General features: G+C 74.1%; 14 protein-coding genes. 8 read left to right on the forward strand and 6 right to left on the reverse strand.

Going from position 1 to position 15,172, the window contains the following annotated elements; translation table 11 throughout:
• Window positions 1-24 precede the first annotated feature (24 nt).
• Window positions 25-993, forward strand: coding sequence for a ribosome-inactivating family protein (locus tag ACFV57_RS05150; protein WP_385225837.1), 969 nt, complete (start codon window positions 25-27; stop codon window positions 991-993).
• Window positions 994-1,054: 61 nt separating this feature from the next.
• Here ACFV57_RS05150 and ACFV57_RS05155 read toward each other — a convergent pair whose 3' ends face one another.
• Window positions 1,055-2,749: an IclR family transcriptional regulator C-terminal domain-containing protein gene (locus tag ACFV57_RS05155; protein ID WP_385225839.1), complete on the reverse strand. Its 1,695-nt coding sequence runs from the start codon at window positions 2,747-2,749 to the stop codon at window positions 1,055-1,057.
• A gap of 189 nt (window positions 2,750-2,938) precedes the next feature.
• On the opposite strand from ACFV57_RS05155, the gene ACFV57_RS05160 reads away from it, so the two are divergent.
• From ACFV57_RS05160 to ACFV57_RS05190, 7 genes are all read left to right on the forward strand, one after another.
• On the forward strand, window positions 2,939-3,754 hold the full coding sequence (locus ACFV57_RS05160) for a CoA transferase subunit A (RefSeq protein WP_385225841.1): 816 nt from the start codon (window positions 2,939-2,941) through the stop codon (window positions 3,752-3,754).
• Window positions 3,751-4,545 carry a CoA-transferase subunit beta gene (locus tag ACFV57_RS05165; protein WP_385225843.1) on the forward strand — a complete coding sequence of 265 codons (795 nt, stop codon included), beginning with the start codon at window positions 3,751-3,753 and terminating at the stop codon, window positions 4,543-4,545. The genes ACFV57_RS05160 and ACFV57_RS05165 overlap by 4 nt, the downstream gene beginning before the upstream one ends.
• Window positions 4,546-4,768: 223 nt before the next feature.
• Window positions 4,769-5,632, forward strand: coding sequence for a protocatechuate 3,4-dioxygenase subunit beta (gene pcaH / locus ACFV57_RS05170; RefSeq protein ID WP_385225845.1), 864 nt, complete (start codon window positions 4,769-4,771; stop codon window positions 5,630-5,632).
• Window positions 5,632-6,324: a protocatechuate 3,4-dioxygenase subunit alpha gene (pcaG, locus tag ACFV57_RS05175; protein ID WP_385225847.1), complete on the forward strand. Its 693-nt coding sequence runs from the start codon at window positions 5,632-5,634 to the stop codon at window positions 6,322-6,324. The genes pcaH and pcaG overlap by 1 nt, the downstream gene beginning before the upstream one ends.
• Window positions 6,311-7,816 carry a 3-carboxy-cis,cis-muconate cycloisomerase gene (pcaB, locus tag ACFV57_RS05180; RefSeq protein WP_385225849.1) on the forward strand — a complete coding sequence of 502 codons (1,506 nt, stop codon included), beginning with the start codon at window positions 6,311-6,313 and terminating at the stop codon, window positions 7,814-7,816. The genes pcaG and pcaB overlap by 14 nt, the downstream gene beginning before the upstream one ends.
• Window positions 7,813-9,087 carry a 3-oxoadipate enol-lactonase gene (pcaD, locus tag ACFV57_RS05185; RefSeq protein ID WP_385225852.1) on the forward strand — a complete coding sequence of 425 codons (1,275 nt, stop codon included), beginning with the start codon at window positions 7,813-7,815 and terminating at the stop codon, window positions 9,085-9,087. The genes pcaB and pcaD overlap by 4 nt, the downstream gene beginning before the upstream one ends.
• 5 nt (window positions 9,088-9,092) lie before the next feature.
• Entirely contained in the window at window positions 9,093-10,352 is a 1,260-nt protein-coding gene (locus tag ACFV57_RS05190; protein ID WP_385225854.1) for a 4-hydroxybenzoate 3-monooxygenase, read from the forward strand.
• Here ACFV57_RS05190 and ligD read toward each other — a convergent pair.
• From ligD to ACFV57_RS05215, 5 genes are all read right to left on the reverse strand, one after another.
• On the reverse strand, window positions 10,298-11,374 hold the full coding sequence (gene ligD / locus ACFV57_RS05195) for a non-homologous end-joining DNA ligase (protein ID WP_385225856.1): 1,077 nt from the start codon (window positions 11,372-11,374) through the stop codon (window positions 10,298-10,300). The two genes, ACFV57_RS05190 and ligD, sit on opposite strands and share 55 nt — an antisense overlap.
• Window positions 11,371-12,048, reverse strand: coding sequence for a DNA polymerase ligase N-terminal domain-containing protein (locus ACFV57_RS05200; RefSeq protein ID WP_385225858.1), 678 nt, complete (start codon window positions 12,046-12,048; stop codon window positions 11,371-11,373). The genes ligD and ACFV57_RS05200 overlap by 4 nt, the downstream gene beginning before the upstream one ends.
• 15 nt (window positions 12,049-12,063) lie before the next feature.
• Window positions 12,064-12,396, reverse strand: a complete 333-nt coding sequence (locus ACFV57_RS05205; protein ID WP_385225859.1) for a plasmid stabilization protein — start codon at window positions 12,394-12,396, stop codon at window positions 12,064-12,066.
• A 180-nt stretch (window positions 12,397-12,576) separates the two neighbouring features.
• Window positions 12,577-13,209, reverse strand: a complete 633-nt coding sequence (locus tag ACFV57_RS05210; RefSeq protein ID WP_385225861.1) for a diguanylate cyclase — start codon at window positions 13,207-13,209, stop codon at window positions 12,577-12,579.
• 80 nt (window positions 13,210-13,289) lie between these two features.
• Window positions 13,290-15,098: a thiamine pyrophosphate-requiring protein gene (locus tag ACFV57_RS05215; RefSeq protein ID WP_385225863.1), complete on the reverse strand. Its 1,809-nt coding sequence runs from the start codon at window positions 15,096-15,098 to the stop codon at window positions 13,290-13,292.
• Between the last annotated feature and the right edge of the window lie 74 nt (window positions 15,099-15,172).

The following is a 15,172-nucleotide window of genomic DNA, read 5'->3' on the forward strand; positions in this document are numbered from 1 at the left end:
CACTCCACGCTTTGAGAGGTACGTATGCTGACTGGCACAAAGGGGGTGTGGTGGCGCAGCGCGCGCACGCTGCTGGTCACCCTGCTCGCCGCACTGGCCTTCGTGGGCGGAGGGCTTGTTTCGCCTCCGCAAGCTCACGCGGCGACCAACAACGAGTTCAGTCGCGTCTACTTCGACATAACGGGCTGGAACGCGGCCGGCGCGAATGCGGGCGACGCGTACGCGTCGATGATCAATGACATCCGGCACCTGGTCGGGCAGAACATGCCCAGGAGTACCGGTGCCGTCCAGGAGACCACCACGGGGAGAAACCGGCTCATCGAGGTACACGTCATGGACAATGGTGACCTCGCGAATCCGCACCGCCTCTCGCTCTTCTTCTGGGCCCACAATCTCTACATGATCGGGATCAGTTCGGAAGGGCGCAACTACTCGTTCCGGGACGTCAACGACGCGGACCGGGGGGCGGCTCAGAACATCATGCGACGCCAGCCCCAGACTCGGAACTTCGCCGACTTCGCGCCCTTCGCGTTCAATGGCAGCTATACGGGAAGCAGAGGGCTGGACCGCGCCGAGGAGCGGGGCGGGTACGTGCTCGATGTGCCCACCATCGTCAGCGCGGCCAGGGGGCTCGGCCGTCTCTCAAGCACCAACGATGTGCCGACGGTGCGCCGTCAGCTGACCGTGATGATCGCTGCCATCGCGGAGGGCGCTCGCTTCGGCTGGATATCGCACCGCATCGAGGCGATCGTCAGGAACGGGGCGGAGTACGACGCTTCGGGCCGCCCTCAGACCACCCTGGGAGGTTTCGGAGTGGGGATGGAAACCGATTGGTCGGACATGACCAGGTGGGCCCGGGGCAGCCTGAACGGCAGTGACCCCTCCTGGTACTACGTCGACGACACTGCGCCGTATCGGAATGTGGAGCACATGCTGAACGGCGCCGGCGAGCGGAACATGCACTACTTCCTCGGTCTCGGCGGCAGTCACTGACCGGACCGGTGTGCGCCTGTGCGGGACCACCTGCTGTCCGGGGTGGCCCGCACGGGCCTTTTCAGGTGAGCGGCACTCGCAGGTACCGCCCCGCCGTGTGCAGATCCGCCTCGATGCGAGCCGCGGCCGTCCGCAGCGGAGGCAGGAGGGCGTCGCGGTCCTCGGCGGGGGAGCGGCGGCCCGCGTGGGTGGAGACGTTGACCGCGGCGACGACGCGGCCGTGGCGGTCGCGTACGGGTGCGGCGATCGACCGCAGGCCCTCCTCCAGCTCCTCGTCCACCAGCGCGTAGCCGTCCCCGCGCGCCTGCTCCAGGAGGGTGGCGAGGCGTTCGGGGGAGGTGACGGTGTGGCGGGTGAGGGGGGTGAGGCCGTCCGCGGGGACGTGGGCGGTGCGTTCCGCCGGGGGCAGGTCCGCCAGCAGGACGCGGCCCATGGACGTGGGGTACGCGGGGAAGCGGGTGCCCACGGTGATGTTGACGCTCATGATCCGTACGGTGGGGACCCGTGCCACGTACTGGATGTCCGTACCGGACAGCACCGCCATCGACGCGGAGTCGTGCACCCGCTCCACCAGCGCGGCCAGGTGGGGCTGGGCGATGTCGGGGAGTGTCAGGCCCGACAGCGGGGCGAAGCCCAGTTCCAGCACCTTCGGTGTGAGGCGGAAGAGCCGGCCGTCCGAGGCGAGGTAGCCGAGGTGTTCGAGGGTGATCAGGGCGCGGCGCGCGGTGGCGCGGGCCAGGCCGGTGGCCTCCGCGACGGCGGTCAGGGGGAGTTCGGCCCGGCCGGTGCCGAACGCGGTGAGGGTGAGCAGGCCGCGGGCCAGGGACTCGACGAACTCCGGGCCCAGTTCCTGCTTGGAGGCGCGCATCCAGGAGGCGTGCCGGGAGGGGGCCGGGCCGGGGCCGGCCGCCGAGTCGGGGGTGGCCGGGCCGGTCAGGGACCGCTCCATTTCGGCGACGGTGGCGCGCAGTCGGGGGAGTACGGCGCCGGGCAGGTCTCCGGCGGACAGGCGGCTGGTGTGGCTGACCACGCTCAGCGCGCACACCGGCCGGCCCCCGGCGTCGCGTACGGGCACGGCGATGGCGACCAGGCCGGGTTCGATCAGCTGGTCGTCCAGTGACCAGCCGGCGGTACGGGCGGCCTCGACCCGGGAGGCGAAGTCGGCGGCGGGGCCGGCCGGCCCCGTGCCGTCGTCGCCGTAGCGGCGTGGCGGTACGGCCGGGAACCCGGCGTCGGTGGGGTCCGCCGCGCGCCGCTGCCGCCAGCGCCGCCAGGCGTCCGCGTCCCAGTCGGCGGCGAACAGCGCGCCGGGCGCACCCCGCTCGGCGGGCAGCAGGTCGCCGATGCGGAAGGCGAGGGACATCGCGCGCCGCCGCGTCGCCTGGTGGACGAAGCGCACGCCGTCGCCGTCCGGCACGGCGAGCGAGACGGACTCGTCGAGCGCGTCGGCGAGCCGTTCGGCGGCCGGGCCGAGCCGGTCGGGCAGTTCGGAGGCGGCCAGGTAGGCGTTGCCCAGTTCCAGCAGGCCGGGCGCGAGCACCGCGTCCCGGCCCTCGACGCGTACGTGGCCGAGGCGGCCGAGGGTGCTCAGGACGCGGTCGACGGTGGAGCGGGCCAGCGCGGTCGTACGGACGAGGTCGCCGACGGCCTGCCGTCCGCCGCCGGCGGAGAGCGCGCGCAGCACGGACAGGCCGCGCATCAGCGGGCCCACCGCCTCCCGGGGTGGTGGCGGTGCGTCGGTGGCGGGGTGCGTCATGGGCTCTCCACGGTGCGGAAATCTCGTCGGAACCGTACCCGTTGCCCCGTTGACAGGGCCGGGAGAGGGGGACAGACTCGGGGCGCATTCGATCTGAACTTTAGTTCACCTGGCGAACGGTGCGGGTGTGGCCGGGCGGTGCCAGGCTCCGCCGGACGCGGCGCACCGGGACGACGCGAGGGCGAGGACATGGCCGACATCCGTTCCCTGCACGACGCCGTCGGGGCCCTGGTCCACGACGGGGACACCGTCGCGCTGGAGGGCTTCACCCATCTGATCCCCTTCGCCGCCGCGCACGAGATCATCCGGCAGGGCATCACCGGCCTGACCCTGGCCCGGATGACACCGGACGTCGTCTACGACCAGCTCATCGGCGTGGGCGCCGCCCGCAAACTCATCTTCTCCTGGGGCGGCAACCCCGGCGTCGGCTCGCTGCACCGCTTCCGCGACGCCGTCGAGAACGGCTGGCCGCGCCCGCTGGAACTGGACGAGCACAGCCACGCGGGCATGGCCAACCGCTACGTCGCCGGTGCCTCGAAGCTGCCGTTCGCGGTGCTGCGCGGCTACCGCGGCAGCGGCATCCCCGGCCGTACGGCCACCGTCTCCACGGTCACCTGCCCGTTCACCGGTGAGGAACTGGCCGCCGTGGCCGCCCTCAACCCGGACGTCACGGTCATCCACGCCCAGCAGGCCGACCGCGACGGCAATGTGCAGCTGTGGGGCCTGACCGGGGTGCAGAAGGAGGCGGTGCTGGCCGCCGGGCGGGTGCTGGTCACCGTCGAGGAGATCGTCGAGGGGGCGCTGGAGCCCCGGCCCGGCTCGGTGGTGCTGCCCGGCTGGGTGATCGACGCCGTCGCGCCGGTGCCCGGCGGCGCCCATCCCTCGTACGCGGCCGGGTACTCCGTACGGGACAACGACTTCTACCAGGAGTGGGACGCCGTCTCCCGCGACCGGGACACGTTCTCGCGCTGGATCGACGACAACGTGCGGAAGGCGACGCGATGAGCGGTACGGACGAGGGTACGGACGGCGGCGCGCGCTGCGGCCGCGACGAGCTGATGGAGGTCAGCGCGGCCCGCGCGCTGGCCGGCGCGCGGAGCTGCTTCGTCGGGATTGGGCTGCCCAGCACGGCCGCCAACCTCGCGCGCCGCACCGTCAACCCGGGCCTGGTCCTGGTGTACGAGTCCGGCACCATCGGCTCCCGGCCCACCCGGCTGCCGCTGTCGATCGGCGACGGCGAACTGGCCGACACCGCCGACGCCGTGGTGTCCGTGCCGGAGATGTTCAACTACTGGCTGCAGGGCGGCCGGATCGACGTGGGCTTCCTCGGGGCCGCCCAGCTCGACCGGTTCGCCAACATCAACACCACCGTCGTGGACCGCGGCCCGGACAGGCCCGAGGGCCGGCTGCCCGGCGCCGGCGGCGCCCCCGAGATCGCCGCGAACTGCGGCGAGGTGCTCATCGTGCTGCGGCACACCCGCCGCAACCTCGTCCCGGCACTCGACTTCGTCACCACCCTCGGGCACGGCGCCGGGCCGGGCGACCGCGCCGCCCTCGGAATGCGCGGCGCCGGACCCACCGCCGTCATCACCGACCTGGGCATCCTGCGCCCGGACCCGGACACCGCCGAGCTCGTGCTGACCGCGCTGCACCCCGGCGTGACGGCGCGGCAGGCACGCGAGGCGACCGGCTGGGAGCTGCGCACGGCAGCGGACCTGACGGTCACCCGGGCGCCGACCGACGCCGAACTCGCCGCGCTGCGTGCACTCAAAGCGGCCGGTGAGCGGGCAGCATGAGCACATCGGCGTGGGCCGGGTGCGCGCGCCGGTGCCGGGACGGCGACCGGTCCGCACGCGCTGCTCCGTCCGCGCCGGTCCGTCCGCGTCGACCGGCCCGTACGCGCGGCCCCGCCCGCAACCCCGCGCGTACGGACCGGCCCGCAGCCCGGAACCCGCCGCCCCGCCCCGCAAGGAGAGCAGGCCCGAAGCCGCCACCGGCCCTACGTCTGGAGAACTCCCGATGACTCCACCGAGCGCATCCGCCGCCCCGGCGCCCCCGGCCGCCCAGGGGCCCGCCGACCCCGCGGCGGCAAAGGAGCCGCCGACCCCGGGCCCCGAACCGCAGTCCGTCATCGACCGTGAGATCGCCGCCCTGCACACCGCCGCCGCCCGTGCCCGCGCGGCGGGCGGCCCCGTACCGGCGCATCCCGGCCGCGACTTCGCCCCGTACCGCAGCACCCGCCTGCGCCACCCCCGGCAGCCCCTGGCCGCGATCGACGCGCTGCGCGACCCGGAGGCCGTCGAACTGGCCGGGCCCGCCTTCGGCGGCACCGACGTCACCGCCCTGGACGCCGACCTCACCCGCCAGCACGCCGGCGAGCCGCTCGGCGAACGCATCACCGTCGCCGGCCGGGTCCGGGACCGCGCCGGGCGCCCGGTACGCGGCCAGCTCGTCGAGATCTGGCAGGCCAACGCCTCCGGCCGGTACGCCCACCGGCTCGACCAGCACCCGGCGCCGCTCGACCCGAACTTCACCGGCGTCGGCCGCTGCCTGACCGACGACGACGGCCGGTACGCGTTCACCACCGTGCGGCCCGGCGCCTACCCGTGGCGCAACCACCACAACGCCTGGCGCCCCGCCCACATCCACTTCTCCCTCTTCGGCACCGCCTTCACCCAGCGGCTGGTGACCCAGATGTACTTCCCCGGCGACCCGCTGTTCCCGTACGACCCGATCCTCGCCTCGTGCACCGACCCGCGGGCCCGCGAGCGGCTCGTCTGCGCGTACGACCCGGACCTCGCCCGTGCGGAACGGTCCCTCGGCTACCGCTGGGACATCGTGCTGGACGGGCCGTCCGCCACCCGGACCGAGGAGGACCACTGATGTCCGCCGCACCGCACGAGCACGACGGCGTACCGCAGCAGCCCGGTGCCGCCACCGAGCCGTCCGGGCTCCTCGACCCCACCCCGTCCCAGACCATCGGCCCCTTCTACGGCTACGCGCTGCCGTTCCCGGGCGGCGGGCAGGCCGCCCCCGCCGGGCACCCCGACACCGTCACCCTGCACGGCCGGGTCCTGGACGGCGCGGGGGAGCCGGTGCCGGACGCGCTGCTGGAGTTCTGGCAGGCCGGACCGGACGGGAGCCTGCACGGCGCGCCCGGTTCGCTGCGCCGCGACCCGGCGACCGGCGCGGTCGTCGGCCGCGACGGGGTGGACTTCACCGGCTTCGGCCGGGTGCCCACCGACGCCGACGGCCGCTACGTGCTGCGCACCCTGCCCGCCACGGCCCCGGCGGGCCGCCCGGTCGCGGCCCCGTACATCGCGGTGTGCGTCTTCGCCCGCGGTCTGCTGCACCACCTGTTCACCCGCGTCTACTTCCCCGGCGACGCCGCCGCCCACGCGGCCGACCCGCTGCTGTCCCAACTGCCCGCGCACCGGGCGCGCACGCTGGTCGCGCGCGCCGACGGCGAGCGCCGGTACCGCTTCGACATCCGTCTCCAGGCCGCCGACGCCGGGAGCGGGGCCGCGGAAGGCGGCGAGGAGTGCGAGGAGACGGTTTTCCTTGAGTTCCGCTGACCAGCCCGCCGGGCGCCGGCCCGAAGCGCCCGCCGTGTGTCCGGAGAGCGCCGATGTCGGTCTGCTGTCCCCGGGCCGGGCGGACTCGGCGGTCGAGGCCGCCACCGGCGACGCCGCGTACGTACGTGCCCTGCTGGACGCGGAAGCGGCCCTGACCCGGGCGCAGGCGGCCGTCGGCCTCGCACCGCGCGCGGCGGCCGAAGCGGTCACCGCCGCCGTCCGCGACAGCGGCCACTACGACATCCGCGAACTCGCGGTACGGGCCCGCTCCGGCGGCAACCCGGTCATCCCCCTCGTCGCCGCGCTCACGTCCGCCGTGGCCGCGCGCGACGGCGCGGCTGCCGCGTACGTCCACCGCGGCGCCACCAGTCAGGACATCCTCGACACGGCCACGATGCTGGTCTGCGCCCGCGCCCTGGAGGCCGTTCTCGGCGACCTGGACGACACCGCGGCGGCCCTGGGGCGGCTGGCGGCCGAGCACCGCGACACCCCGATGGCGGGCCGCACCCTCACCCAGCACGCGGTGCCGACCACGTTCGGCCTCAAAGCCGCCGGCTGGCGCGGGCTGGTCCTGGACGCCCGGGACCGGCTCGCCGCCGTACGGTCCGCGCTGCCCGCGCAGCTGGGCGGCGCGGCGGGCACCCTCGCCGCCTTTCACGCCTTCGCGGAGGCCGACGCCGATCCCGGTCCCTCGGACGCGGTCCGGAACGGCACGGACGCTCTCGGACCACGGCTGCTCGCCGCGTACGCCGCGCAGACCGGCCTGGCCGAACCCGTGCTGCCCTGGCACACCCTGCGCACCCCCGTCGCCGACCTGGCCGGCGCGCTCGCGCTCACCGCGGGCGCCCTCGGCAAGATCGCCGCCGATGTGCTGGCCCTGTCCCGTACGGAGACCGCGGAGCTGAGCGAGGGCAGCGGCGGCGGCTCGTCGGCCATGCCGCACAAGTCCAACCCCGTACGGGCCACGCTGATCACCGCCGCGGCCCGGCAGGTACCGGCCCTGGCCGGGGTGCTGTACGGGTCCCTGGCCGCCGAGGACGAACGGCCGGCCGGCGCCTGGCACGCGGAGTGGCAGCCGCTGCGCGACGCCCTGCGCCTGGTGGGCGGCGCGGCCCGGGACGCCGCCGAACTGTCCGCCGGACTGCGGGCGCACCCGCGGCGGATGCGCGCGAACCTCGACGCCACCGGCGGGCTGATCGTCACCGAGCGCCTGGCGGCCGTACTCGGCGCCCACCTCGGGCGGGACACGGCCAAGCGGCTGCTCACCGAGGTGGCGCGCCGCGCGGCGGACGACGGCACCGGCCTGGACGGGGCGCTGGAGCGTGCCCTTCGCTCGGACCACCCCGCCGCCGCGGCGGCCTTCCCCGCCGCGCGGCTGCGCGAACTGACCGACCCGGCCGCGTACACGGGCTCGGCCGGGGCCCTCGTGGACCGGGCCCTGCGCCGCCCCGGCGCCCGTCGCCCCGCACCGAGCCCGCAGGAGCACGCATGACCACGCCGCCCGGCCGGCCCGGCACCGCACACGCCGGCACCGCCCGACCGCTCCCGCACCACCGTGAGGACGGGCCCGCCGAGGCGCCCCCGCTCGTGCTCGGGCCGTCCCTGGGCACCACGCTCACCGTGTGGGACCCCCAGGCGGAGGTGCTGGCGCGCCGGTTCCGCGTCATCCGCTGGGACCTGCCGGGGCACGGCGGGACACCGTACGACGTGCTCGGGGACGGTACGGACGGACGGCCCCGCACGGTCGCCGGTCTCGGCGGGCTCGTCCTCGGCCTCGCCGACTCCCTCGGCATCGACCGGTTCGCGTACGCGGGCATCTCCCTGGGCGGGGCCGTCGGCGCCTGGCTCGCGGCGCACCACCCCGAGCGGATCGCCTCCCTCGCCCTGGTCTGCTCCGCCGCCCGCTTCGGCGAGCCCGGAGCCTGGCACGAACGGGCCGCCCTCGTACGGGAACAGGGCCTCGCGCCGGTCGCCGCCACCACCGCCGGCCGCTGGTTCACCCCGGCCTTCGCCGGCTCCCCGGCGGCGGACGCTCTCGTGGCCGGGCTGCGGGCGGTGGCGCCCGAGGGGTACGCGGCCTGCTGCGACGCGCTCGCCACGTACGACCTGCGCGGCGACCTGGGCCGCATCGGCGCGCCCACCCTCGTCGTCGCGGGCCGCGACGACCCCGCGACGCCGCCCGCGCACGCCCGCGAACTCGCCGACGGCATCCCGGCCGCGAGCCTGACCGAGCTGGCCGGGGCCGCCCACCTGGCCAACACCGAACGGCCCGCGCAGGTGCTCGCCGCGCTCCTCGGCCATCTGGCGGCGTACCCGGGGGACCACGACGGGGCGGTTCCGGACGACATCCCTGGCTGCGACCGCACGCAATCGCCCACCGACGACCGCACCCGGTACGCCGCCGGCACCGCGGTCCGCCGCGCCGTCCTCGGGGACGACCACGTCGACCGCGCGGCCGCCCGCACCACCGAATTCACCGCCGTCTTCCAGGACTTCATCACCCGCTACGCCTGGGGCGAGATCTGGACCCGCCCCGGCCTGTCCCGGCACACCCGCAGCTGCGTCACTATCACCGCCCTGGTGGCCCGCGGCCACCACGAGGAGCTGGCGCTGCACCTGCGTGCCGCCCTGCGCAACGGGCTGACCGCCGAGGACATCCGGGAAGTGCTGCTCCAGTCGGCCGTCTACTGCGGCGTACCGGCGGCGAACTCCGCGTTCGTGCTGGCCGACCGCGTCCTCGCCGAGCACCGCGAAGGAAGGTGACCCCGATGCGCCCCACACCCCCCGTACCCCTCACCCGCGCCCCCGCCCCGGCACCCGCCCCCGCCACGACCACGGTCGGCATCGTCGGCGGCGGCCCGGCGGGGCTGCTGCTGGCCCGGCTGCTGCACCGCTCCGGCATCGACAGCGTCGTCCTGGAGAGCCGTGACCGCGCGTACGTCGAACGGCGCCAGCGCGCGGGCATCCTGGAGCAGGGCACCGCCGACACGCTGCGCGAATGCGGCGCGGGGGAGCGCATGGACCGGCAGGGCCTCGTCCACCACGGCATCCACCTGCGCTACGACGGGCGCTCGCACCGCGTGGACTTCCCGGCCCTGACCGGCCGCAGCGTGCTGGTCTACGCGCAGACCGAGGTGGTCAAAGACCTCATCGCCCTCCAACTCGCCGACGGCGGACCGCTGGTCTTCGGGGCGCGGGCGCTCGCCGTGCACGGCGCGGACACCGCACGGCCCGTGATCCGCTATGCGCACGGCGGCCGTGAACACACGCTGACCTGTGACTACGTCGTCGGCTGCGACGGATTCCACGGCGTCACCCGCGACGCGGTGCCGGGCCGGGCGCGGCGCACGTACGAGCGCGGCTATCCCTACTCCTGGCTCGGCGTCCTCGCCGACGTGCCGCCGTCCTGCGACGAGCTGGTGTACGCCCACTCCGCCCGCGGCTTCGCCCTGTTCAGCATGCGCTCGCCCACCGTCAGCCGCCTCTACCTCCAGGTCCCCAACGGCACCGACCCCGCCGACTGGCCCGACGAGCGGATCTGGGACGAACTCGACGCCCGCTCCGCCACCGACGGCCCCTGGGAGCTGGCCCGTGGCCCGATCACCGCCAAGTCGGTCCTGCCGATGCGCAGCGTGGTCACCGAGCCCATGCGGTACGGGCGGGTGCTGCTCGCCGGGGACGCGGCGCACATCGTGCCGCCGACCGGCGCCAAGGGGCTGAACCTCGCCGCCTCCGACGTCACCGAACTGGCCCGTGCCTTCGCCCGCCTGAAGGACACCGGTGCCACGGACCTGCTGGACGGCTGGTCCGCCGGCTGCCTGCGCCGGGTCTGGCGCGCCGAGCACTTCTCGTACTTCATGACGACGACCCTGCACACCGACCCCGCCCAGAGCGCCTTCGACACCCGCCTGCAGATCGCCCAGCTCGACCGCATCGCGTCCGCCCCGCACGCCGCCGCCGAACTGGCCGAGAACTACACGGGCCTGCCGCTCGCCCGGTTCGCTCCGGCGGCCGTCGCCCCGGCCTGAACCGGCCGCTGTCCGCCGCCGGGCCGCTCCCGCACCACTTCCGACGGCTTCTTGTCGTCGCGCAGGCCCAGGAACCGCGGATGGCGCAGCTTGCCGTCGCGCGTCCACTCCGTGAAGCCGATCTGCGCCACCAGTTCGGGCCGTACCCAGTGCACCCGCTGCTCGCGCACCTCGTCGGCGAACGGGGACCGCTTCGTCTCCAGCGCGTCCAGCCGACCGCGCAGGTCCCGCAGCAGACGCCGGTCGTAGCCCGTGCCGACCTTGCCCGCGTACCGCAGCCGCCCGTCCCCGCAGTAGCCGACGAGCAGCGCGCCGAAGCCGACCCGGCTCCCGGCGGGCTCGGTGAACCCGCCGACCACCAGCTCCTGGCCCGCCTCGCACTTGAGCTTGAGCCAGTCGGGGGAGCGGCGGGGCACGTACCGCCCGTCGGCCCGCTTGGCGATCAGCCCTTCCCAGCCGCGGGCGCACGCCTGGTCCAGCTGCTCCTGACCGCCCTGGTTGCGGTGTGCCGTCAGCCGCAGCGGGCTGCGGAACTCCAGCGCCCGCCGCAGCAGCGACTTGCGGGCCCGCAGCGGCAGCCGGGTGGTGTCCTGTCCGTCCAGGCGCAGCAGGTCGAAGAGGTAGTAGGTGACGGCGACGCCGCTCGTGCGTGCCTGGTCCGGGTCGGTGAGCTGTATCCGCTGCTGGAGGCGGGCGAAGTCGGTACGCCCCCGGTGGAAGGCGACGATCTCCCCGTCCACGGTGAAGTCGGCGCACGTCTGCCGTGCCAGCGCGTCGATGATCTCGGGGTAGGTGCGGTTCAGCGCGTTGCCGTTGCGGGACAGCAGCCGTACCCGGCCGCCGTCGCGTACGGCCAGCACCCGGATGCCGTCCAGCTTGCGCTCGAAGACCCAGCCGCCGTCGAACTCCCGCCGGTCGCTGAGGACCGCGAGCATGGGGCGGGCGGCGAGGTCGGCGCCCGGGGGCGCGTCGGCCAGCAGCCGGCGCTGGGTGTCCGGCAGCCCGTCGAGCAGCGAATTCACCCGCGCCTCTTGCTGCCGGGCTTGCTCTCGCCCGTGCTCTTGCCGGGGGCGGACCCGCCGGACTCCGCCGCCACATCGGCGGCGACCTGCTTGAGCGTGTGCCCGCTCAGCGCCGAGCGGGCCCGCCGGGGATCGGGCGTGCCCTGACCTCCGGCCTGCGCGTCGTCCGCCTTCACCAGCAGCCAGGATTCCCGCTCGTCGCTGTCGGTACCACCGCGGAACCGGGTGAGGGCATAACCGCCCCGCAGCTTCCTGCCCTCCAGCCGGAAGGTCGCATGGCCCTTTTCCAGCGATTCGGCGAACGGTACCGGACGGCCTTTCCTGTCGTGCGACATCGGGCGATAGTGCCCCTGGTCCCAGACGATGACCGTGCCGCCCCCGTACTCGCCCGCGGGAATGACCCCTTCGAAATCCCGGTAGTCCAGCGGGTGGTCCTCGGTGGGCATGGCCAGCCGTTTGTCCTTGGGGTCCGTGGAGGGGCCCTTCGGTACGGACCATGATTTGAGGACCCCGTCGACCTCCAGCCGGAAGTCGAAGTGCATGGTGCTCGCGTCGTGGATCTGCACCACGAACCGCGGATTCCCGGACGAGGCCGCCGCATCGCCGCCCCGCGGCTCGGAGGTCCGGTCGAAATGCCGCTTGGACAGATAGGTCCGCAGCGGTTCCCTGCTCATGGCGGGCCCGCCGGGTCAGCGGCCGAGGGCCTTGGCGAGCTGGTCCTTGTTCATGTTCGACCGGCCCTCCACACCGCGCTGCTTCGCCTCGTTGTAGAGCTGGTCGCGCGTGGGGCCCTTGGCGCCGGTGCGGTTGCCCGAGCGCCGGCCGCCGCGCTCGGGCGCCGACATGCGGTCCTTGGTCGAGGTCCTGCTCGCCGTGCCGGACTCGCCGGAGCGGGCGCGCTCCTTGTTCACGGTACGGGCCGCGATCTCCTTCGCCCGGCCCGTGGACGTACCGCGCTTCTCGGCGCCCTCCTTGATGTGCTCGTACTGACGCTCACGCTTCTTGTTCGACCCTGCCGGCATGGAAATTCCCCTTTTTCTCGCACCCGCCCCGGACGCATACGGTGCAGCTGCCCCGGGCCTGCCGTGTTCGGCTTTCTGGAACTACCGTTACCCGTGAATTCCGGCCCGTAACGAAAGCCCTCCGCCACTGCTCCGACGGGCCGAACGCACGGAACGCACTCAGCGCGCCCGGCCCTTTTCTCACGCCCCGGACCTGCGGGCCCGTACGCACCGGATGAACTCCTCCGCATACGGCAGGGCGACACACGCGCCCACCCCGGCCGCGATACCGGCCAGGTATTTCCCGGGCAGCGGATGTTCCTTGGGCAGCAGTTTCCAGGCGTCCGGCCGCCGCCCGCCGTGTGCGAGATCCCGTACGGACTCCCAGTGCAGGCAGGAGGTGATGGCCACGGCCGCCGGCGGCAGCACCTCCAGGAAGCTGTGGATGTGCTGCTCCACCGGACGCACCTCGCGGTCCTCGGTGGCCACCGTCACGTCCCAGACCGCGGTCGCGCCGTGCACGGCGGCGGCCCCGCCCATCATCGTCAGCACCAGCGGGTTGACGCGCGCGACCAGGCCGGCCAGCACCGGCACCCCGGCCTCGGCCATCATCAGCGCGTGGATCGCCGACTCCTTGACGCCGGTGGTCCGCTCGATGTGTGTGCGCCGGTGCATCACCCAGTCGGCGACGGCCGGCACGAACCACATGGGCAGCACGCCGTACATCAGGACGCGCCGCGTCGCGTTCTCCACGTCGTCCGCGCCGGGGACGGGCCGCAGCGCCCGCCCCCGCCGCCAGTGCCGCCAGTCCTTCAGCGCCGTCAGCCTGGCCATGGGTCCTCCTTCTCGCTTCGGCTCGGTCGGTGTCGGCCGGGGCCGGCCCCGGCGTCCGCCGCCGGCCCCGGCCCCGCCGGTCAGTCCCGGTGCTCCCCGCGGTCCTTGCCGCCCGGCAGGAACTCCTGGATCTTCGCCTTGACGCCCTGTTTGAGCACCCCGGCCGTCTCCGGGTCGCCCTTGAGGACCGCGCTCGCCGCCGCCTCGATCTGGTCCAGCGTGGCGTGCGGCGGGATCGGCGGCACGTCGGGGTCGGTACGGAAGTCGATGACGAACGGCCGGTCCGCGGCGAGCGCCTGCCGCCACGCGCCCTCGACCTCCTCGGGCCGCTCGACCCGGACGCCGCCGAGACCGATGGAGCGCGCGAAGCCGGCGTACGGCACGTCCGGGATGCGCTGCGACTCCTCGAACTGCGGCGCCCCCGACATGGCCCGCATCTCCCACGTCACCTGGTTGAGGTCCTCGTTGTTCAGGACCGCGACGATCAGGCGCGGGTCGCTCCACTCCCGCCAGTACTTCGCGGCGGTGACCAGTTCCGCCATGCCGTTCATCTGCATCGCCCCGTCACCGACGATCGCCAGCGCGGGCCGCTCGGGGTGGGCGAACTTCGCGCCGATCACGTACGGCACGCCCGGCCCCATGGTGGCCAGCGTCCCGGACAGCGAACCGCGCATCGAGCCGCGCAGCCGCAGGTGGCGCGCATACCAGTTGGCCGCCGAACCGGAGTCCGCCGCCAGGATCACGTCGTCGGGCAGCAGCGCGTCGAGCGCGTGCACCACGTACTCCGGGTTGACCGGGTCGGCCGCCACGGCGGCGCGCCGCTCCATGACCTTCCACCAGCGCTCGACGTTCGACTCGATCTGCTCCCGCCACTTGCGCGCCTTCTTCTGCTTCAACAGTGGCAGCAGCCGCTCCAGCGTCGCCGACGCTTCACCGACGAGGTTGACCTCGAAGGGGTAGCGCAGCCCGACCATGAACGGATCGATGTCGATCTGCACGGCGCGGGCCTGTCCGTACTCCGGCAGGAACTGCGAGTACGGGAAGCTGGAGCCGATCACCAGCAGCGTGTCGCACTCCCGCATCAGCTCGTAACTGGGCCGGGTGCCCAGCAGCCCGATGGCGCCGGTCACATACGGCAGTTCGTCGGAGAGCGCGTCCTTGCCCAGCAGGGCCTTCGCCACCCCGGCGCCGAGCAGTTCGGCGGTCTCCCCGACCCGCTCGCGGGCTCCGCGGGCGCCCTGCCCGACCAGGATCGCCACCTTCTCGCCCGCGTTGAGCACCTCGGCGGCGCGCTCCAGCTCCCGGTCGGCCGGTACCGGCGCGTACTCCGATACGCCCAGGCTGGACGGCACCATCTTGAACTCGTGCGTGGGCGCGCTGTACTCCAGCTCCTGCACGTCGCCGGGGACGACGACCGCCGTGACGGTGCGCTTGGCGTACGCGGTGCGTATCGCCCGGTCGAGGACGTTGGGCAGCTGCTCCGGGACGGTCACCATCTCGCAGAATTCCGACGCGACGTCCTTGTACAGGCTCATCAGGTCGACTTCCTGCTGATAGGAGCCGCCCATGGCGCTGCGCGCGGTCTGGCCCACGATGGCCACGACGGGTACGTGGTCCAGCTTGGCGTCGTAGAGCCCGTTGAGCAGGTGGATGGCGCCCGGCCCGGAGGTCGCCGCGCACACCCCCACCTTGCCGGAGAACTTCGCGTATCCGACCGCCTCGAACGCGGCCATCTCCTCGTGCCGGGCCTGCACGAACTTCGGCCGGTTCCCGGCCCGTCCCCAGGCGGCGAGCAGTCCGTTGATGCCGTCCCCGGCGTAGGAGAAGACGTGCTCGACATCCCATTCGCGCAGGCGCTGGAGTATGTGGTCGGAGACTTTGCTGGACATGCGGTTCTTTCCTTTCACACATCGCGACGACGGGTACCGGCCCGGCCTCCCGTGTGCCCGCCCCGGCCCCGGTG

It is taken from the genome of Streptomyces sp. NPDC059788 (assembly GCF_042732265.1).
GTDB lineage: Bacteria > Actinomycetota > Actinomycetes > Streptomycetales > Streptomycetaceae > Streptomyces.